Annotated in this window: 17 protein-coding genes, 1 tRNA gene and 2 pseudogenes; 13 read left to right on the plus strand and 7 right to left on the minus strand. The window is 48.9% G+C overall.

From position 1 onward, the window contains the following. Nucleotides 1–119: 119 nt before the first annotated feature. From H6F50_RS04055 to H6F50_RS27490, 3 genes and pseudogenes are all read left to right on the plus strand, one after another. Nucleotides 120–422 (plus strand): annotated as a pseudogene (locus H6F50_RS04055) (sodium-independent anion transporter); the annotation flags it as partial. Nucleotides 423–541: 119 nt separating this feature from the next. Continuing rightward, nucleotides 542–1,978, plus strand: coding sequence for a cation:proton antiporter (locus H6F50_RS04060; protein ID WP_190426611.1), 1,437 nt, complete (start codon nucleotides 542–544; stop codon nucleotides 1,976–1,978). Further along, entirely contained in the window at nucleotides 1,956–2,084 is a 129-nt protein-coding gene (locus H6F50_RS27490; protein ID WP_277879314.1) for a hypothetical protein, read from the plus strand. Before H6F50_RS04060 ends, H6F50_RS27490 begins: the two co-directional genes overlap by 23 nt. Here H6F50_RS27490 and ald read toward each other — a convergent pair. Next, a complete protein-coding gene (gene ald, locus H6F50_RS04065; protein WP_190426613.1) occupies nucleotides 2,073–3,161 on the minus strand; it encodes an alanine dehydrogenase in 1,089 nt (362 codons plus the stop codon). The two genes, H6F50_RS27490 and ald, sit on opposite strands and share 12 nt — an antisense overlap. A gap of 369 nt (nucleotides 3,162–3,530) precedes the next feature. On the opposite strand from ald, the gene H6F50_RS04070 reads away from it, so the two are divergent. The 6 genes from H6F50_RS04070 (at nucleotide 3,531) to H6F50_RS04095 (ending at nucleotide 12,078) form a co-directional block, all read left to right on the plus strand. Then, entirely contained in the window at nucleotides 3,531–3,749 is a 219-nt protein-coding gene (locus tag H6F50_RS04070) for a TOBE domain-containing protein (protein ID WP_190410950.1), read from the plus strand. Between the two features lie 104 nt (nucleotides 3,750–3,853). Beyond that, nucleotides 3,854–4,024 carry a hypothetical protein gene (locus H6F50_RS04075; protein WP_190410951.1) on the plus strand — a complete coding sequence of 57 codons (171 nt, stop codon included), beginning with the start codon at nucleotides 3,854–3,856 and terminating at the stop codon, nucleotides 4,022–4,024. Between the two features lie 247 nt (nucleotides 4,025–4,271). Next, nucleotides 4,272–4,565 (plus strand): hypothetical protein, encoded by a 294-nt coding sequence (locus H6F50_RS04080; RefSeq protein WP_190426616.1) that lies wholly within the window; start codon nucleotides 4,272–4,274, stop codon nucleotides 4,563–4,565. Between the two features lie 27 nt (nucleotides 4,566–4,592). Then, complete coding sequence (locus H6F50_RS04085) at nucleotides 4,593–5,027, plus strand: heavy metal-responsive transcriptional regulator (protein ID WP_190410953.1); 435 nt, start codon at nucleotides 4,593–4,595, stop codon at nucleotides 5,025–5,027. Beyond that, the gene (locus tag H6F50_RS04090; RefSeq protein WP_190410954.1) at nucleotides 5,024–6,118 is read left to right on the plus strand and encodes a WD40 repeat domain-containing protein; all 1,095 of its coding nucleotides are present in this window, start codon (nucleotides 5,024–5,026) and stop codon (nucleotides 6,116–6,118) included. Before H6F50_RS04085 ends, H6F50_RS04090 begins: the two co-directional genes overlap by 4 nt. 92 nt (nucleotides 6,119–6,210) lie before the next feature. Beyond that, nucleotides 6,211–12,078: a PAS domain S-box protein gene (locus H6F50_RS04095; protein ID WP_190426619.1), complete on the plus strand. Its 5,868-nt coding sequence runs from the start codon at nucleotides 6,211–6,213 to the stop codon at nucleotides 12,076–12,078. 6 nt (nucleotides 12,079–12,084) lie between these two features. On the opposite strand, the gene H6F50_RS04100 is transcribed toward H6F50_RS04095, so the two are convergent. The 4 genes from H6F50_RS04100 to H6F50_RS04115 all read right to left on the minus strand — a co-directional run bounded on the left by H6F50_RS04100 (nucleotide 12,085) and on the right by H6F50_RS04115 (nucleotide 14,029). Beyond that, complete coding sequence (locus tag H6F50_RS04100) at nucleotides 12,085–12,285, minus strand: hypothetical protein (RefSeq protein ID WP_190426623.1); 201 nt, start codon at nucleotides 12,283–12,285, stop codon at nucleotides 12,085–12,087. Nucleotides 12,286–12,307: 22 nt separating this feature from the next. Then, nucleotides 12,308–12,391, minus strand: a tRNA-Leu gene (locus H6F50_RS04105). Beyond that, nucleotides 12,370–13,245, minus strand: coding sequence for a M48 family metallopeptidase (locus H6F50_RS04110; protein WP_190426626.1), 876 nt, complete (start codon nucleotides 13,243–13,245; stop codon nucleotides 12,370–12,372). The genes H6F50_RS04105 and H6F50_RS04110 overlap by 22 nt, the downstream gene beginning before the upstream one ends. A gap of 364 nt (nucleotides 13,246–13,609) precedes the next feature. Continuing rightward, the gene (locus tag H6F50_RS04115) at nucleotides 13,610–14,029 is read right to left on the minus strand and encodes a hypothetical protein (RefSeq protein WP_190410958.1); all 420 of its coding nucleotides are present in this window, start codon (nucleotides 14,027–14,029) and stop codon (nucleotides 13,610–13,612) included. Nucleotides 14,030–14,038: 9 nt separating this feature from the next. On the opposite strand from H6F50_RS04115, the gene H6F50_RS04120 reads away from it, so the two are divergent. Continuing rightward, nucleotides 14,039–14,209 carry a hypothetical protein gene (locus H6F50_RS04120; RefSeq protein ID WP_190426628.1) on the plus strand — a complete coding sequence of 57 codons (171 nt, stop codon included), beginning with the start codon at nucleotides 14,039–14,041 and terminating at the stop codon, nucleotides 14,207–14,209. 24 nt (nucleotides 14,210–14,233) lie between these two features. Here the strand turns inward: H6F50_RS04120 and H6F50_RS04125 are convergent, their stop codons facing one another. Then, complete coding sequence (locus tag H6F50_RS04125) at nucleotides 14,234–14,590, minus strand: iron-sulfur cluster assembly accessory protein (RefSeq protein WP_190426631.1); 357 nt, start codon at nucleotides 14,588–14,590, stop codon at nucleotides 14,234–14,236. A gap of 298 nt (nucleotides 14,591–14,888) precedes the next feature. Here H6F50_RS04125 and H6F50_RS04130 point away from each other — a divergent pair, with 298 nt between their 5' ends. The 3 genes from H6F50_RS04130 (at nucleotide 14,889) to H6F50_RS04140 (ending at nucleotide 18,650) form a co-directional block, all read left to right on the plus strand. Further along, a complete protein-coding gene (locus tag H6F50_RS04130; RefSeq protein ID WP_190426634.1) occupies nucleotides 14,889–16,541 on the plus strand; it encodes a hypothetical protein in 1,653 nt (550 codons plus the stop codon). A gap of 140 nt (nucleotides 16,542–16,681) precedes the next feature. Then, nucleotides 16,682–18,151 (plus strand): 9,9'-di-cis-zeta-carotene desaturase, encoded by a 1,470-nt coding sequence (zds, locus tag H6F50_RS04135; RefSeq protein ID WP_190426637.1) that lies wholly within the window; start codon nucleotides 16,682–16,684, stop codon nucleotides 18,149–18,151. Nucleotides 18,152–18,200: 49 nt separating this feature from the next. Next, nucleotides 18,201–18,650: an SRPBCC family protein gene (locus H6F50_RS04140; protein WP_190426640.1), complete on the plus strand. Its 450-nt coding sequence runs from the start codon at nucleotides 18,201–18,203 to the stop codon at nucleotides 18,648–18,650. 91 nt (nucleotides 18,651–18,741) lie between these two features. On the opposite strand, the pseudogene H6F50_RS04145 reads toward H6F50_RS04140, so the two are convergent. Next, nucleotides 18,742–19,118: pseudogene (locus H6F50_RS04145) on the minus strand (hypothetical protein); the annotation flags it as partial.

Raw genomic sequence — 19,118 nt, forward strand, 5'->3', positions numbered from 1 at the left:
CGCCCGTCTGAAGGCGCTCGGATTGAGGACTTTCAACTGTTGGTAGAGCATGAGCAGATTCAGTAACGCTTACCTACTTTTGGCTCATTTTCTTGATTCATGCAAGAGGTCTATTTATTGGCTTGTCGAAGGCGATCGCACGCGAACACAATGCCATGAAGGAAGCCGATGCGTTGGTGATGGATCTCAGCGATGTGCCCATGCTGGGGGTAACGGCGTCGCTAGCAATCGAAAATGCGATTCGCGACGCCCACGATAAGGGGTTACAGGTCTATATCGTCGGTGCCAGTGAGAAAATTCAGAATCGCTTGCAAAAGTTAGGACTGTTCGATCTGGTGACTCCAGAGCATATCTTAAGCGATCGCACTGAAGCCCTGCGTCAAGCGGTTAATCTGGTTTACCGCAAAGAGATAGTTGCCTAATTCACCTGTTTGGAGGTTTGATGAATCGAGGCGATCTAATGCGTCAGAAAACTAGCTGGCAATCAATTGCCTCTCATTCAAATAAGGTTTGATTCATTTTTACCACCAAAACCTAACCCATGTTTTTGAACCATACAATGACAGCTTTAAGTTCTGGGATGGCATCTCTGATTGCTCCCATGCCCTTGTTAGCAACGGTAGAGGCAGAAAATTCACCGATTGTTCTGGCTGGAGTTCTGCTGAGTTTAGTCGTGATTTATATCGCCAGTAAACTCGGCGCGGAACTCGCTAAACAATTTGATTTTCCACCCGTTCTGGGTGAACTGGTGGCAGGGGTGATTGTCGGGGTATCTGCTTTACACCTGATCGTCTTTCCCGAAAGTGGACTGTCAGCCTCAGATTCAGCGGTGATGACCGTGCTGCAATGGATTAATCATCTGTCTCCCGCAGCCCTCACGAGCGTATATGAGTCCCAGAGTGAAGTCATTTCAGTGCTGGCTGAATTGGGCGTGATTATTCTGCTATTTGAAATTGGTCTGGAATCGGATCTCAAACAACTCAAAGAAGTGGGTTCTCAAGCTGCGATAGTCGCCTGCGTGGGGGTGGCAGTTCCGTTTGCCGCTGGTACCGCTGGCTTGATGATGTTCTTTCACACACCTGCAATTCCAGCAATTTTTGCAGGCGCTGCTTTGACGGCAACCAGCATCGGAATTACGTCCAAAGTGTTGTCTGAGTTAGGACAGCTTAAATCCAAAGAAGGTCAAATCATTGTTGGTGCGGCGGTGATTGATGATGTCCTGGGAATCATTGTCTTGGCTGTTGTCGCCAGTTTAGCCAAAACGGGTGAGATTGATGTTGCTAATGTCATTTACCTGATTGTGAGTGCAACAGCGTTTCTGCTCGGTTCCATTTTGTTGGGTGGCATCTTCAACCAAACCTTCAATGCGATTGTGGAGAAATTCAAAACCCGTGGCAATGTGGTTATGCCAGCATTTATCTTTGCCTTTTTCATGGCATTTCTGGGCAGCGCGATTCATCTAGAAGCGATTTTGGGTGCTTTTGCCGCTGGCTTGGTTCTGGATGAAACTGATGCCCGTAATGAGTTAGATGAACTAGTAAAACCGATCGCCGATCTACTGGTACCCATCTTCTTTGTGACGGTGGGAGCGCGAGCCGATCTAGGCGTGTTGAATCCGACGGTGCCTGAGAATCGTGCCGGAATTTTGATTGCCGCATTTTTGATGGTAGTTGCCATTCTCGGCAAGGTAGTGACGGGTTGGGCGGTGTTTGGTCAGCCCGGAATTAATCGACTCGCGATCGGAGTTGGCATGATTCCACGGGGTGAAGTCGGGCTAGTGTTTGCCGGAATCGGTTCTGCGAGTGGGGTTCTGGATAAGCCGTTAGAGGTATCCATTATTATCATGGTGATTCTGACCACATTTCTGGCTCCACCGTTTCTGCGGATCGCCTTTGGTGAGCCAGTCGAACCCCCAAGCAAGGGCGAACCTGCCAGTGAGCAATCAATTTTGGTGAGTGAATCTCAGCCTACGCCGTGAGGACGCTGGGGGCGATCGCTGGACCATGAACGCCACAGATCGCGATCGCCCCACTACCAACCTCTCGCCTATTTCCTTACCCGTAATGTTACAGTTAATCAGCTAAATCGGGAAACACTTCGCGGACGGCAGGATGAACCAGCCGGTGATTCTGTACATTGATACCCCTTGCTAAAGCCGGGTCGAGTTCTAGAGCTTTCATCCCCTGGTTCGCCAGCTTCAGGACGTAGGGTAAAGTGCTGTTGTTCAGTCCCTGAGTGGCTGTCCAGGGAACGGCTCCCGGCATATTCGGGACGCCGTAGTGGACGACGCCTTCCTCGATGTAGATAGGATTGGTGTGGGTCGTTGGTCGCACCGTCTCGACACAACCGCCTTGATCGACTGCCACATCGACAATTACCGAACCGGGATGCATTTTTTGTACCAACTTCCGAGGGACTAAGATAGGGGCGCGACGTCCTGGAACTAAAACCGCCCCAACAAGTAAATCGGCTTCCGAAACGACCGCTTCTACTTGCAGGGAGTTACTGTAGAGCAGCTCAACTCTGGAGCCAAAGAGGGTTTCCAGATACGCCAACCGCTCGACATTCACATCCAAAATCTGGACGCGGGCACCCATGCCTACCGCCATTCGAGCTGCTTCGGTGCCAACGACACCGCCGCCTAAAATCACCACGTTACCCGGTCTGACACCGGGAATCCCGCCCAGAAGAATCCCCCGACCTCCTTGATGGCGCTCTAAAAACTGTGCCCCGAACTGTACGGAGAGGCGACCGGCGATAATGCTCATGGGGGTGAGCAGGGGCAATTTTCTATCGGGGAGTTCTACCGTTTCGTAAGCGATCGCGCTGACGCCACAATCAATTAGATGCTCGGTCAACCCCCGATCGGCTGCCAAGTGTAAATAAGTAAACAGCATCTGCCCTTTCTGGAGAAACTGGTACTCAGGCTTGAGCGGTTCTTTCACCTTAACCACCAGTTCTCGGTTCCAAGCGTCCTTCGCTTCTAGGACAATTTTTGCCCCGGCAAGAATATAATCTTCATCAGAGAAGCCAGCACCATTACCAGCCGCGGATTCTACAAAAATCGCGTGACCGTTTTCACTGAGTACCCGGACGCTACTAGGACTTAACCCTACCCGAAATTCACGATCTTTGGTTTCCTTGGGAACGCCAATTTCCATTTATATACCTCAAATTGCTCGGCTATCTATTGAATTGACTATAGGTGCCACACCTGGTGACTTGTTGCATTGGGAGTTACCTCCCTGAAGGAGCGAGTGAGAAATTGGACTGACAACTTCTCAAGTAAAAGAGTTTTCGGTTTGGGTAATTCGCGCATCGATCGGGAGGGGCAGCCGATCGGGAATGAGGTATCGATCGCTCCCCTCTCCCTTTACTCCTGAAGTCTCTTTATTCCTGAAACTCTCTCTCGCCCCTGATCCCCATCATTACTTATTTATTTAGGAGTCCCAAAAATTTTCGGATTACTTCACAAAAATGCTGCAACAATCAAGACGGCTACCTTATCCAAAGGATTTGGAAACACCAATATGACGATGCAAATTAGCGGACGGAATCAACTCAGGGGTAAAGTGACTGCGATTCAACTGGGTGATATCCTCGCCGAGGTGACAATTCAGGTGGGAGATAACTTAATTGATGCGGTGATTACTCGTCGTTCGGCAGAAAATCTGCAAATTTCAGTTGGCGATGAAGTGAGTGCCCTGATCAAGGCGACCGAAGTCATGGTGATCAAAGAGGTTGATTAGCAACTGTGTTTGCTTTGCTCTTGACTCAAGGCTTAGCACCTCTACAATAGAAGACAATCTATAACGAATTGTAAACCTTTTAAGGGGCAAGGATTGCCAAAGCCATGACACAACTTCAACCGACTACCACTCCTAAGCTGGAAGAACCCAAGTTGGGCTTCAATGATTACGCAGAGCGATTGAATGGTCGAGCCGCAATGATCGGCTTTTTGCTAATGGTGCTCATTGAATATGTCACGGGTCAAGGGGTGCTATCCTGGCTGGGCTTGCAATAAAAAAGCGCTCTTCTTTTGTCTAGTCCTTCGGAATCGGCAACCCACACAGGCTTTCCTCGGTCTAGCACAACAAGTACAAGAATTTGTCTCAGGATACAGGATGTAGGGTTCTGCCCTTGCTGAAGGGTGGGATGAAGGATGAAGTTTAAAATCCAAAAATGATTCTGACTTCTGCCGCCTGACTCCTGACTCCTGAATGAGATAACCTGAAATTAGATTAAAGAATAACGGAATAGAGCAAGTCGTGATGAATGCTTTGTGGCCTAGATTTTTAAAGTCAGCCTATCGTAAAGAGCCAATTTCCAGCTTTGTGGTAATCGTCGGTGCTGTAGAAGCAGTGATTGGCGGCGTAGATGAAAGCTGGGGTTTGTTTAGTTTTGGAGTCTTGACGGTAGGGGCAGCGATCGCTCTGCGTTGGTGGCAAACCCAGGGTAAAGAAGTCGAACCAATCCCCCAAACGGCAAAACACTTTCTTCCCCCCCCAACCTCTCGTCCTGTCCTGCCCATGCTAAGTAACTCCAAACACCATCCAAAACCGTAACCCTTTGGGTGGGAGCTTCCGAAAACCATGATTGGCACTTCTGTTTCAATTGAATGGCTTAAAATCGGTGAAGTTGCCGCTCGGAGTGGTCTGCCTGTCAAAACCATTCGCTATTACGAAGATATTGGTCTGTTAGCACCGACGGTGAAGCGGACACCTTCCGGCTATCGTCTTTTTAATCGTGAGATTGTCAATCGACTAGCATTCATTAAGCGATCGCAAGCACTCGGACTCACTCTCAGCGAAATTCAAGAAATTTTAACAGTTCACGATCGGGGGCAGTTACCCTGCGGTGCCTTGAAGCAGCTTCTGCACGCGAAAGTAGAGGCGATCGCAGAACAAATTGAATCGTTAGAAATTCTCAAGAGCGAACTAGAAGGGTTAATCTCTGGTTGGCAAGACCGACCGCCCGCTCACCACATCGATCATACTATCTGCCCCAATATTCAATCAGCACCATGAAACCTCCGGCTCGGAAGGCAAAAGTCAAAAGGCATTTATACAAAGAAAAAATTCTGAGTTTTGCATTTTTACCTTTTAGCTTTTATTGTTTCGCCCTTGCCAGTCAGCCTCTCCCAGCCGCCGCCAAAACAATAATCCAGGAAGCTGAAGCTGTTCCGTCTGCCCCAGCCCAAAACCTGCCTCCTGAAGCTTGGAGAAACGTTCAACTCCTCCGCACCCTCAAGGGTCACAACGCGACAATTGATTCCTTGACCTTCACCCCTGATGGAAAATTTCTCATCAGCGGGGGGAGCGACAATGACGGCAGAATAAAATTTTGGTGGGTGAGAAGTTGGAAAGAAGTGGGTAGCCTCAGGGCGCATAGTCAGGCAGTGATGACCCTTGCGATGAGTCCTAATTCAGAAATTCTGGCGAGTTGCAGCAATGACTCCTCGCTGAATTTATGGAATTGGAAGACTGGAAAATATACCCGGACTTTTCTGGATCATACGAGTAATATTCTGTCAGCGGCGATTACCTCGGATAGTGAAATGCTGGTGACGGGTGCTTTGGATGGGATTCGAGTCTGGAATTTGAGAACGCAGCGCCCGATTTACAACCTGGTGCGTTTCGATAACCAAACTTATGCAGTTGCCCCAAATCCAAATGGGGAGATTCTAGCAAGCGGCGGCAAAGATACTGCGATTAAGGTCTGGGATCTCCAGAATGGAAGATTTCTTGACTCATTGTCGGGACATAGCGGTGCAATCAGTACTTTAGCGTTCACGCCGGATGGAAGTACGCTGATCAGTGGCAGCTACGATCGCACCATCAAAGTCTGGGATTTTAATAGCGGACGATTGCTTTACACCCTTTCAGGGCATACAGGTTGGATTCGGGCGATCGCGATCGCTCCTTCTGGACAAGTTATGGCTACCGCGAGTCAGGATGGCGTCCGCTTGTGGAACTTGAGAACGGGCGAACTGATTGCTTTGCTGGTCGGACATTCCGATTGGGTGAAATCGGTTGCCTTTAGTCCTGACGGGCGAACTCTGGCGAGTGGGGGGTTTGACAGAACCATTAAAATTTGGCAAGTCGGCTCTGTTCCCTAAACATTCATTAAGTGTGCGATCGCGGCAACTTTTAGTTCGGTTTATGGGAAAACTAAGTTCAGTTCCATCTGAGACGAAGGAAGTAAACCAAAGTGTTGACTCACAATCGCGACAAAGGAAAGAGCCTAAAAGGATACGAGTGGGCAGAGGCGGGTTTCTTCAATCTCTCGCTGGATCTGCTTTGTATCGCCGGACTTGATGGCTACTTCAAGCACCTGAACCCTGCTTGGGAAAAAACTCTGGGTTTTACGAAGGAAGAACTCTTAAGCCAATCGTTTATGGAGTTGGTTCACCCGGAAGATTGGGAAGCAACCATCACCGAAGCGCAGAAGCTTGCTACAGGCGCGGAAACAATCTCTTTTGAGAACCGCTACCGATGCAAAGACGGCTCCTATAAATGGCTATTATGGACTTCTGCGGTCTCCACTGAAGAAGGTTTGCTGTATGCAGTGGCTCGTGACATTAGCGATCGCAAAGCGGCTGAAGAAAAACTCCTCAATTTAAGAGCTGTCTTGGAGAATGCCGTCGAAGGAATTTCCCGGCTAGACACTCAAGGGCGCTACGTTACCGTTAATAAAGCCTACGCCAATGCAGCGGGTTACGAACCTGAAGAAATGATTGGCATGGAATGGCAGCGAACGGTTCATCCGGAAGAGATCGACAAGCTGATGGCTGCTTACCACAAAATGTTGGTGGATGGCAAGGTAGAAGCTGAAACGAGAGGCATCCGTAAAGATGGCTCTATTTTTTATAAGCAAGTGGTGATGATCTGCGATTACGACCAAGAGCAGCGATTTATCGGTCATCACTGTTTTATGAAAGACATCACCGAACGTCACCGAACCGAACAAGAGCGATCGCAATTAGCTAATCACATCCAATTGCTGCTGCAATCGACCGGGGAAGGCATCTACGGGATAGATTTACAGGGACGTTGTACCTTCATCAACAAAGCGGCGGCTCAGATGCTGGGATACCAGCCGGATGAAGTGATGGGCAAGGATATGCACGAGTTAATCCATCACAGTCGCCCCGATGGCTCCTTCTATCCCAGTGTTGAGTCTCCGATTTTTTGTGCTGTTCGCAACAGGAACAGTTGCCGGATTGACAACGAAGTTCTATGGCGGCGGGATGGAGCTGCTTTTGCTGCCGAATATTCGGCTTATCCGATTTTTGAGGGTGAGAAAATCAAAGGGGCTGTTGTCACCTTCGTTGATATCAGCGATCGCAAGTTAGCAGAGTCAGCACTCAAACAGGCGAATGAAGCCCTCGAAATCCGAGTCGAGGAACGCACCGCCCAATTAAGGCATACCCTCCAGCAGCTAGAAGACGAAATAACTGAGCGCCAGCGGGCAGAGAAAGCTTTATACAAAGAAAGAGAATTCTTAAATGCATTGCTCAATAACTTGGCAGACGGCATTGTCGCTTGTGACGCCAATGGAGTTTTAACGCTATTTAATCGAGCGACACAAGAGTTTCATGGGTTGCCGGAACAAGCTCTTCCTGCCGAGCAATGGGCTGAACATTTCGATTTATATCTGCCTGATGGGAAAACACTGATGAAAACGGAAGATATTCCGTTGTTTAGAGCGTTTCGGGGAGAGACGGTTCGGGAAGTAGAAATGATCATCGCCCCGAAGCAAGGAAAAATCCGCACCTTACTAGCTAGCGGACAAGCGATCGTTGATGCTCAAGGAAAAAAACTAGGTGCAGTCGTGGCGATGCACGACATCACCGAGCGCAAGGAAGTAGAAGCGGCTTTACAACAGAGTGAGTTACGACTCAACAGTATTCTAAATTGCCTTAAAGATTTGGTGTGGTCTATTTCAGCCACCACCTATAAAACGCTGTTTATGAACCCAGTGGCTGAGAAGTTTTATGGGCGGTCTTACTCGGAGTTCTTCAACAACTCCAACCTCTGGCTGGAGGTTATTCATCCAGAAGATCGCGAACTCGCCCTTGCCTATAACCACAGGGTTATGCAAGAGGGCAATGGTGAACTGGAGTACCGAATTATCCGACCCGATGGCGAAGTGCGATGGGTTTACAGTCGAGCCTGGATGATTTATGACGAGCACGGTACTGCTACCCGCATGGATGGTCTGTCCACCGATATCACAGATCGCAAGCAAGCCGAGGCAGCTCTGAGCGAAAGCGAGTCGCGGCTCAACAGCATTCTAAATTCGCTGAAAGACGTGGTGTGGTCTGTTTCAGCCAGCACCTTTGAAGTGCTTTACCTCAACCCAGCTACCGAGAGTGTTTATCAACGCCCAAGACAAGATTTCTTTGACAACCCCCAAGTGTGGTTTGATAGCATTCACCCCGAAGATCGCGATCGCGCCTTTGAATACAACCGCCAGGTTATAGTCGAGGGCAGCGGTGACATAGAGTACCGAATTCTCCGACCCGATGGCGAAGTTCGTTGGGTTCGTGACAAGAGCCGGGTGATTTACGATGAAACCGGGAAAGCTATTCGTATAGATGGTTTAACTTCTGACATTACCGAGCGCAAACAGGCAGAAAAAGCTCAGGCAAGACTGACCGCAATCTTAGAAGCAACACCTGACTTCGTAGGCATCGCCAATGCAGAAGGACGCGCCTTATACGTCAACAAGGCCGGTCGCCAAATGATAGGAATTGGCGAGAATGAGGATATTACAACGATGTATATCCCCGATTTTATGGCAGCTTCAGTCATCGACGGGATTCTGAACGAAGGGTGGCAGGCTGTTGTCAGAGAAGGTATTTGGAGTGGCGAATCAGCGTTGCAGCACCGGGATGGCAGAGAGGTTCCTATCTCCCAGGTATGGATGAGCCATAAATTAGAAAATGGGGAGGTTGAATTTTTCTCTACGATCGCCCGCGATATCACTCCTACTAAGCGGGCAGAGGAAGCCATCCGCCAAAGCGAAACTAGACTTGCAGAAGCTCAAAAAATTGCCCATATCGGCAGTTGGGAATTCGATCTGGCGACTGGAGAAATCGCTTGGTCGGAGGAACTATTCCGCGTGTGGGGTATGGAGCCGAACCAACCCGTACCGACTTACGAAGAGTTGGTGCAAAAAATTTATCCGGATGACCGGGAAGTTTTTGTAAAAGCAGTTGAGCTAGCAATTACTGAAGGCAAGCCCTACGAATTCGACAATCGCACTTTGCGCCCTGATGGTTCGATTGGATATATGTTCTCCAAAGGGCAACCGATTATCAACTCTGAGGGTCGGGTCATCAAGCTATTTGGAACAGGACTAGACATCACCCAGCGCAAGCAACAAGAAGAAGCCCTACGACAAAGCGAAGAACTATACCGCGCCCTTGCCCGAAATTTCCCCGACGGTTCGGTGGCTTTATTTGATAAGGACTTGCGCTACCTGCTGGCAGATGGAAGCGAATTAGCCGCCATCGGGCTTTCCAAAGAACTTATGGAAGGAAAAACCCTATGGGAGGTTTTTCCTCCAGACACCTGCGAAACTGTGGAACCGATGTATCAAGCAGCATTAGCTGGTGCCATGACGGTTTCTGAAATCCCCTATGGCGATCGCACCTATCTGTTGCAAATTCTGCCCGTCACCAACCAGCAGGGAGAAATCTTTGCGGGGATGACGTTGACGCAAAATATCAGCGATCGCAAACAGGCAGAGGAGGCGTTGCGGCAGCGGGAAGAACAATTGCGCCAGATTCTTCAGAATATGCCAGTTATGATGACTGCCTTCGATGCAGACGGAAACATCACTGTCTGGAACCGCGAGTGCGAAAGGGTTGCAGGCTACAGTGCTGCGGAAATTGTTGGCAATCCCAAAGCACTGGAGTGGGTGTATCCAGATCCCGCCTATCGCACATCAATGCTGACCATATGGGCTGAACTTGGCAATAACTACCGTAACTGGGAATGGGAAATCACGGCTAAAGATGGAAGTGTCAAAACAGTAGCATGGTCGAATATCTCCGAGGGATTCCCCATTCCCGGCTGGACCACTTGGGGCATTGGTGTGGACGTAACCGAACGCAAAGCCGCTGAAGAAGCGCTAGCAGAGAAAGCTTGCTTAGCCGCGTTTCGTGCGGATGTAGACACTGCGCTGACTCAGGGCGATCGCTTGCAGGTGATACTGCAACGCTGCACCGAGGCTGTAGTCCAACATCTCGATGCCGCGTTTGCAAGGCTATGGACGCTTAACAGAGAGGAGAATGTATTGGAGTTGCAAGCGAGTGCGGGGATGTATACCCACCTTAATGGCTCTCATAGCCGCGTACCCGTTGGTCAATTCAAGATCGGCCTAATTGCCCAAGAGTGCCAGCCCCACCTGACCAACTCTGTGATTGACGATCCTCGTGTTGCTGATAAAGATTGGGCAAAAAGAGAGGGCTTGATCTCCTTCGCTGGTTATCCCCTGATTATCGAAAACCAGATATTAGGGGTTATCGCCATGTTTGCCCGGAAACCGCTTACCGAAGCTACGCTGGGGGCGCTAGAATTTGCAGCGGACGAGATTGCATTAGGTGTTAAGCGCCTACAGGCAGAGGAGGCGTTGCGACACTCGGAAGCACGATTTAGACAACTCGCTCAACGCGAGGCACTGCTCAACCGTTTGTCCAGCGATATCAGGAACTCCCTTGATGTCAGTACCATATTAGGAACGGCTGTGCAGGAGATCCGCAATTTGTTGCAGATTGACCGATGCCTGTTTCTTTGGTATCGACCATCAGCAGAACAACCAGTCTGGGAAGTGGTAAAAGAAGCGAAGATACCTACCCTGCCTAGCTTGCTGGGTCAATACCCAGCCCCAGCAAGTTCGCTAACTCAGAAGTTCACCAACTTGGAAATCCTCCAAGTTGACGATCTTGCAAACGCCAGCGATCCAGCCGAACAGGAACTCTATAGTGCTTCGGGCTACAATGCTATCCTATCGCTGCCAATTCAAGCTCCTTCTGGTGAGATTGGTGTGGTCAGTTGCATCCATCATCGTGGTTCTCGGTCTTGGAGTGGCTCGGAGGTGGAACTGCTGCAAGCGGTAACTGACCAACTCGCGATCGCGCTTTTCCAAGCCGAACTCTACACGCAAGCTCAAGACTCTGCACAGCAAGCTCAAGAAAAAGCTCACCAGCTACAGCAAACTTTGCACCAGTTGCAACAAACTCAAAGTCATCTGATTCAAAGTGAAAAAATGTCCAGCCTCGGTCAGATGGTTGCTGGTGTTGCTCACGAAATCAACAATCCTGTCAACTTCATCCACGGCAACCTCACCCACGCAAATCAATACAGCCAAGATTTACTGAATCTCCTCCAGCTTTACAAGCAGCACTATCCCAATCCAGTTCCGGAAATTCAAGATGAAATCGAGGCGATTGACCTTGATTTTGTGGTAGAAGACCTCCCGAAAATCCTAGGTTCGATGAAGATGGGGACAGACCGCATCCGTCAGATTGTCCTGTCGCTGCGGAATTTCTCGCGCTTGGATGAAGCCGCCATGAAGGCAGTGGATATTCATGAAGGGATTGATAGCACCCTCCTGATCTTGCAAAACCGACTGAGAGCCGCCCCCAACTATCCCAGCATTGAAATTGTTAAAGAGTATGGCAATCTACCGCTGGTGGAATGCTACGCGGGACAGCTCAATCAAGTGTTTATGAACCTGCTCAACAATGGGATTGATGCCCTAGAAACGCAGCCCGAACCGAGAATCATTACCATTCGGACTGAAGTGGGACGTGGGAAATCCCTTCCTGACCCTTATGTTTTGATTCGGATTGCTGATAACGGCCCAGGGATGACCGAGCCAGTAAAAGCTCGCCTATTTGATCCCTTCTTTACGACTAAACCTGTAGGGAAAGGTACAGGTCTGGGATTATCCATCAGTTATCAAATTGTGGTGGAAAAGCACGGTGGCACTTTAAAATGTGTCTCCAAACCAGGACAAGGAGCGGAGTTTTGGATTGAGATTCCAATTTCTCAAGGTCTAACTTAACTGGAATTATGCATAAAAAAAGAGAGGGAAGTTAATCTTCCCTCTCCTCGAATCTTTACTATTTTCAGATTCACCCTGGTCTTTTAGCTTCTTCCGCAACATCTTCTGTTGCTTTCTAATCTGTCTCGCCCTAGCGGAGCCACCTTTCCCTTTGTCGTTTCGTCCCTCTCGGCGGGGAGATTCCCACCGCTTGAGTCGTTGAGTCATGGTCGTTCTCTTGTGTAAAGAGTGGGCAGGGAGAGAATCGAACTCTCACGATCTCACGATCGTCAGATTTTGAGTCTGATGCGTCTACCAATTTCGCCACCCGCCCTTGGGTTTAGCTTCACTATTATAGCCTATCGAATGCTGTTGTAGCAAGGCTTGATATTCTTGACTGCTAGCCCAACGGTCAATTTCCCGCGCCCGCAGGACGGGTACTGGGTGGCTGAGTTGGGCTGTCTGCGCTTGTTTGAGCATTTCACCCAGCTGATTTTTACTGATATCGTCGTAAGCTCTCGCTTGAGCTAAAAAGGCTTCCAGATTCAGCTGCGGCGCAAGAATGGGTGAACCTCCAGCCAGTTTCATTAAGACGGAACTGACGACTTTAGAGTCTTGAGTGGCGAGAAGTGCAGCGCGATCGCAAGTAAATTCTGCACATCGCAGCCACTGTAGCATCTGTCCCCTCAAAGTTTCAGCGATCGCTGCACCCCAAGTCGGAATTAATCCTGCTGCTAACACCATAATATTGACGGGTGTTAGGTACACTCCATGCTCGCATTTTAGGTGTCCCAGTTCGTGGGCGATGACTGCCTGAATCTCTTCGGGTGTCAGCAAATCGATTAAAGAGGTGTGCAACACAATAAATGGCTGCTTTCCTCGCATGGCAAAGGTGTAGGCGTTTGGCGTGGGTGAGGAACGGACATACAGTTGCGGGGGTTCCAAATCCAATATCTGGCAAGCTTCTAACAGCAGTTTATGCAGATGAGGTAGCTGTTGTTCGCCTACGAGGACGCCCGCCGCTATATTTTCCAAATAAAAAAACTGTTCTGCGAGGGGACCAAGCAGATTTCTGACCAGGATATCCATTCCCGGCAGTTGTTTTAAGGCGTTAGTCGCTTCTAAATCTAAGGGATGGCGAAATTTATCTGCCGAGAGACCAATTAAGGGTGTCCTTGAAGGCAACATGGAGGAAATCTCAAAAAAAAGAACTAAAACAAAAGAATTGATTGATGCGGTGCTAATCTCAGGGCGATCGTGAGATTAGATATCCCAAATTAGTATAGCGAGGGCGCTTTGTTTTTGTTTCCAAACGGCGCACATAACTATGTTTTATTAATGCGATTTACAAAACATTGTACCTATTTTATCTTCCTCTTCGTCCACAACTGGTATACTTTTATAATGGACTGGTTTTGCTTTTTTTATAACTGCTAATATTTCATTATTTAAAATATATTATTCATATATAATTAAATAATTATATCCTGAAAAGCCCTAACTTCTTCAATATTTTACTTTCAAAGTTAGGGATTCTGAGGACAATTTCAAATTAGGTAAACAACCAGTTTTTTACCCGATTTAAACCCTTCCAGTCGGGTTTTCTCGCTAATCCATCCTCAATACTTTCTTGGATATCGGGGCGTAATTCTGGATTAATCGCCAGAGATCGCTGAGCCTCTTCAATGTGTTGCCGGACGCCAGTTTTCCCTTCTTCAAGCATTGCCAGAACTAGGTTAATGTGAGCCTGGGGATCTTGGGGATTTAACTTAACAGCTTTTTGAGCGGCTTTGTAGGCCAGAGTGGCTTGATCGTCTAATAGATACAGCCAGGATAGACAAATCCAGGCAGCAGTAAGTTTGGGGGCGCGATCGCAAATATCCTTGAAAACAGGAAGCAAAGTATCCGGGCCTTCTCCCGCTTTATAGCGTTCTAGGCCATTGTCAAAAAGGTCGTTAATTGGCTCGGTCATTTCTGAAAGATGAAAGATGTTAGCGATCGCGTAGCGGATGGCGGGCTAGATAGCGACGCTCTCTTCGCCGGATGCGTTATTTTACGGGGCAATGGGAGGTTGAATCCACCCTTATCTGGAAAGCAGGCGGGATACCTGCTTTCCAATCAGAAGTTTTTACAAACTGTACGCCAAGCTTGAACTTAGACACCAAATGCAAATGACTTAGACTCCAAATGACTTACCGCAGCCACAGCTTTGAGCAGCATTGGGGTTTGTAAATTGGAAGCCACCGCCAATCATGGCATCGCTATAGTCCAGCATCAGACCATAGAGGTATAGCATACTCTTGGGATCGCAGACAATTTTGAAGCCATCGTAGTCGTAGACTTCATCGTTTTCCCGAATTTGACTAGGCTCTTCAAAATCCATCATGTACGACATTCCAGAGCAGCCACCTTGGCGGACGCCAACTCGCAGGCATAGATCCTTGCCTTGTTTCTCCCGCAGAGAGAGAACGTGTTTGAGGGCAGATTCGCTTAACTGGATGCCGCGTTTTTGCGATTGAGTAGCTTGTGTCATGGCGCTCTCGACTCCTAATTTGGTGTTTTATCTAGACGACTTGAGGAAGCCAGTCCACTAGGTCAATTTTATCGAAGATTCTTAACTTAACCGCAGACCGGCGAAGCGAAAAGCTTTTTATTATTTATGTTAACGATTAGGCGTTGGGGTTAGATAGAGCGATCGCGCAAGGATTGTATTGTGGTGCTTTCATCACTGCCAAGCATTAGTTTATAGGAGGACGGCAGAGGGGCGATTAGTATTTAAAATGAGGATCTGCAAAGCGCACGGTGTGTTGTTCCCCCAGTTGGCATAGTCTATGTCTGTTCTCACTCGCTCCACGTCTCGTCGGCTGCAAACTTTACAACAAATTCCTAGCGTCTGGGAAGGCGATCGCCGTCGATTATCTGCTGGGATGGCGCAAAGCTTAGAGTCGGATACTCAGACAGACAGCGAATGCATTGTTTGGGTGGATGGCGTCGAAGGAATGGTTCGAGCGATGGATGTCGTAACTTCCGAGACTGGGCCGGAAGCCGTTGTTCGCGCCCTGCTGCGAGCAATGGAACATCCCCACAGCCCTGCCAAGCCATCCCGTCCTCAGAAAATTGTAGTCCGACACAGAGAACTTCAGTTCTACCTGCGGGGTGTTCTTCAGGATCTAGACATTGCTGTTGATTATGTACCAGAACTGCCCCTGATTGACGAACTATTTCGCGGGTTCCAAGAAATCACCAGCACTCGCCCCCCCAAACTACCGCCTGAATATGCCGAGTTACTGGTGCAAAAAGCTTATGAGATTTGGGACGATGCACCTTGGGAACTGCTTGCCGACCACCAGATTATCTCAATTGAGCTAAATCAGTGGGATGTGGAGACGCTGTACGCCTCGGTGATGGGAATGCTCGGCATGGAGTACGGCATTTTGTTGTATCGCTCTCTGGACTCTCTGAAACGGTTTCGCTCGTCGGTTTTGGCAAAAGAGTCTTTTGAGGAGCTAGAAGAAGCATTTCTAGGGCAAGATTGCTTGTTTGTCACCTTCGAGCAGGCTGAAGATTCCTTAGACGAAGATGAAGAGGACGAAGGCATTGATTTAGCTGACTTGCCGCTTTCAGAAATTCAACCCAATTTCGGAAATGTGCATCCGTTAGAGGGGATGCGACCCTTTTTATATGAGGAAGAAGCGATCGCAGTTTACGTGGCACTCGAAGCCCTCCATCGCTTTTTCCGAGCATCCAATCGCCAGCTGGCAGCAGAGAAATTCCCTACCTTGAGCAAACGCTACCGCATCGCCGCGCCGCTAGAGGCGGATCTGCAAAAATCGATTCCCGTTAAGGTGGCAACGGTTCCCGATGTGGCGACGGAACTGTTTGACATGGCAGAGGTGGCAGGGTTGGCAGAGGAGGAAGACAGCGATCTCGAAGAGATGATGCTGCCCCTGCGGGATGACTTAGTGCCCAAAGATTCTTTCCTCAGCTTGGGGATGATGACTTGGGACAAAGTAGAGTTGCTGCGTAAAACCGTTGATTGCTATCAAGCGAAGGAAGCGATCGCGGCAGGAGAGGGAATGCCAGTGGTTTTGATTCAAACTTCCCGTCCCAAGGCAAAGGAATTGATTGAGCAAATCCAAAGCGCGGGAGGGTTAAAGGGAATTTGCTTTAATCCGGGAGAAGATCCTTTTGAAGGCGATCGCTATGACTTGGGAATTCTCCAAACTGAAAATGGCAATATGTACCTGTTTGGAGAATTTCAAGAAGACGATCCGATTCATAGCGAAGCTCGTCGCAAATGGGATCAGCGTTGTAAGAAAACCAAAGGCTACTGCGGCTTGATTGTGGCTAGGGGGCTAAAAGGCGCATCTAGGGGAAATCCTCAGCTAGGCGACATGATGGCTTTATTTGAAGCGCGATCGCTCTCTAGTAAAGATTTAGGATTGGGGATGCTCCAGCTGATGCCCCAGTTTGAGTTCGAGTAAAGCGGCAAAGGGCTAGAGGAGATGGGGAATTCGCCGTGAGCGATCGCCAATACCCAATTCCTTAATCCAGGCGATGAAAATCGGTAATCTTCTGCTGTCACCTGTTAAACTTTGTAAAGAAATTGAGAAGGACAGATGGCATGCGGGTTGCAATCGTCGGGGCAGGATTGGCTGGAATGGCAGCGGCAGTCGATTTAGTCGATGCCGGTTGCGAAGTCGAAATCTTTGAGTCTCGTCCGTTTGTGGGGGGTAAGGTCGGCAGTTGGGTGGATGCCGACGGCAATCACGTTGAGATGGGATTGCACGTCTTTTTTGGGAACTACTACCAGCTATTTGAATTGATGAAGAAGGTGGGGGCAGGTGACAATTTGCGCCTGAAAGAACATATCCACACCTTTATCAATCAAGGCGGCGTCACAGGTGCCTTGGATTTCCGCTTCATCACGGGTGCGCCTTTCAACGGATTAAAAGCATTTTTCACAACATCGCAGCTGTCGTTGCAGGATAAAGTACAGAATGCGATCGCCCTGGGCAGCAGTACCATCGTGCGCGGCTTGGTAGACTTCGAGGGTTCGATGAAAACAATTCGCGCTCTCGATAAAGTTAGCTTTGCCGATTGGTTTCGCAGTCACGGTGGCAGTAATGGCAGCATCAAGCGGATGTGGAACCCAATTGCTTATGCACTCGGATTTATTGATTGCGAAAATATTTCTGCTCGTTGTATGCTGACCATCTTTCAGATGTTTGCTGCTAGAACCGAGGCGTCGGTGCTGCGAATGCTGGAAGGTTCTCCCTACGAATATCTGCACAAGCCGATTATTGAATACATAGAAGCACGAGGCGCAAAAATTCATACTCGTCGCCGGGTAAGAGAAATTCAATATACAGGCGAAGGCAATGAGACGCGAGTGACTGGCTTATTGATTGCTAAAGGCGAAACGGAAGAAACCATCACCGCCGATGCTTATGCCTGCGCCTGCGACGTGCCCGGAATTCAGCGCGTTTTGCCGCAAGCATGGCGTCAATGGTCGGAATTTGACAATATTTATAAGCTGGATACAGTGCCCGTCGCGACAGTGCAGCTGCGGTTTGATGGCTGGGTGACTGAGTTGCACGATGCCGAAGAAAGACACCAAGTGCATCATGCTGCCGGAATTGATAATTTGCTTTATACAGCGGATGCCGACTTTTCCTGCTTTGCTGACTTAGCTTTAACGAGTCCCTCTGATTATTACCGCGAAGGACAAGGTTCGCTGTTGCAGTTGGTGCTAACGCCGGGAGATCCGTTTATCAAGGAAAGTAACGAAGCGATCGCTCAACACGTCCTTAAGCAAGTACACGAGCTATTCCCTTCCTCCCGCGACTTGAACATGACTTGGTACAGCGTGGTGAAGCTGGCTCAGTCTCTCTACCGCGAAGCCCCTGGCATGGACCCCTATCGTCCTCCTCAGAAGACGCCGATTGCAAATTTCTTCCTTGCGGGTAGCTATACGCAGCAAGATTACATCGATAGTATGGAAGGGGCAACCCTGTCTGGGCGTCAGGCAGCAAAAGCGATTTTAGAAAATGTGCAGGAAATAAAGGGTAAGAGCCAGCTGTCGGCGGTTTAGAGGAATAAATCGCAAAAACGCGGCTATAGCGAAGGAAGAAAAGAAGTAAATGGCTGAGTGGCTAGAGCATAGCGTGCAGGTAGAGGTGCCGGTTTCCATTGATGAGGTGTGGAACCTTTGGTCCGATCTGGAGCAAATGCCTCGATGGATGAAGTGGATTGACTCGGTTACAGTTCTGGATAATGACCCAACCTTGTCGCGCTGGAAACTTGCCACGGGTGGCTTAGAATTTACTTGGCTTGCCCGTATCGTGAAAAAGGTGCCCAATCAGATTATCCAATGGGAATCTGTTGGCGGATTACCCAATCGGGGTGCGATTCGCTTTTATGACCGGCACGGCAGTAGCATTGTTAAGCTAACGGTGGCTTACGCCATTCCAGGCTGGTTGGGCAGGTTAATGGATAATCTCTTCCTGGGGCGCGTTGTCGAATCCACGATTCAAGCTGATTTGGATCGTTTTCGAGAATACGCGATTAAATCCCAAGCGAAAACTCAGTAGAAATCAGCCCTTCTCAAAACCTTAGGCAGATTTTAGAGCGGGATATTGAAAAAGAGATGGAAAATGCGATCGCATTTTCCGTCTTCGCGGTTCAAGAACTTTGCGGTAGCAGCGTGACAAACGCAATCACCAATCCGCCAAATAAGCACATCAAATACACGCCTAACAACAACAGCCGGGTTCCCCAACTAGAATGGGATTCCCGACAGCGTTGGGCAATATCTTTGACCATTCTGTACTTCTGAGCAAACGGTAGGGAACCGTAACTAGACTTTTTGAGCGTCTGGAAAATCGCCATCAGTACGCTATCAGAATCGTCAGTTGATTGTGGCAGTTCTCGCCGCAGTATCTTCAAAATCTTGGCACTGCGAAAGCTAGCAGGGATGCTAAACGCAATCAAAAATCCGAGGAAAAGAAAAATACCAGTCCCCGGACTCATGCCGATAAAAACTAGCAACCCAACTGCGA

The sequence above is a fragment of the Coleofasciculus sp. FACHB-712 genome (assembly GCF_014695635.1).
Classification (GTDB): domain Bacteria; phylum Cyanobacteriota; class Cyanobacteriia; order Cyanobacteriales; family FACHB-T130; genus FACHB-T130.

Bases quoted from the DNA above. Each gene is read 5' to 3' on its own strand.
- H6F50_RS04100 (WP_190426623.1), bottom strand. From the start codon at position 12,285: ATGACTCAACGACTCAAGCGGTGGGAATCTCCCCGCCGAGAGGGACGA.
- H6F50_RS04060 (WP_190426611.1), top strand. From the start codon at position 542: ATGTTTTTGAACCATACAATGACAGCTTTAAGTTCTGGGATGGCATCT.
- H6F50_RS04120 (WP_190426628.1), top strand. From the start codon at position 14,039: ATGAAAGATGTTAGCGATCGCGTAGCGGATGGCGGGCTAGATAGCGAC.
- H6F50_RS04090 (WP_190410954.1), top strand. From the start codon at position 5,024: ATGAAACCTCCGGCTCGGAAGGCAAAAGTCAAAAGGCATTTATACAAA.
- H6F50_RS04115 (WP_190410958.1), bottom strand. From the start codon at position 14,029: ATGACCGAGCCAATTAACGACCTTTTTGACAATGGCCTAGAACGCTAT.
- H6F50_RS04085 (WP_190410953.1), top strand. From the start codon at position 4,593: ATGATTGGCACTTCTGTTTCAATTGAATGGCTTAAAATCGGTGAAGTT.
- zds (WP_190426637.1), top strand. From the start codon at position 16,682: ATGCGGGTTGCAATCGTCGGGGCAGGATTGGCTGGAATGGCAGCGGCA.
- H6F50_RS04110 (WP_190426626.1), bottom strand. From the start codon at position 13,245: ATGTTGCCTTCAAGGACACCCTTAATTGGTCTCTCGGCAGATAAATTT.
- H6F50_RS04130 (WP_190426634.1), top strand. From the start codon at position 14,889: ATGTCTGTTCTCACTCGCTCCACGTCTCGTCGGCTGCAAACTTTACAA.
- H6F50_RS04080 (WP_190426616.1), top strand. From the start codon at position 4,272: ATGAATGCTTTGTGGCCTAGATTTTTAAAGTCAGCCTATCGTAAAGAG.
- ald (WP_190426613.1), bottom strand. From the start codon at position 3,161: ATGGAAATTGGCGTTCCCAAGGAAACCAAAGATCGTGAATTTCGGGTA.
- H6F50_RS04070 (WP_190410950.1), top strand. From the start codon at position 3,531: ATGACGATGCAAATTAGCGGACGGAATCAACTCAGGGGTAAAGTGACT.
- H6F50_RS04140 (WP_190426640.1), top strand. From the start codon at position 18,201: ATGGCTGAGTGGCTAGAGCATAGCGTGCAGGTAGAGGTGCCGGTTTCC.
- H6F50_RS04125 (WP_190426631.1), bottom strand. From the start codon at position 14,590: ATGACACAAGCTACTCAATCGCAAAAACGCGGCATCCAGTTAAGCGAA.
- H6F50_RS04075 (WP_190410951.1), top strand. From the start codon at position 3,854: ATGACACAACTTCAACCGACTACCACTCCTAAGCTGGAAGAACCCAAG.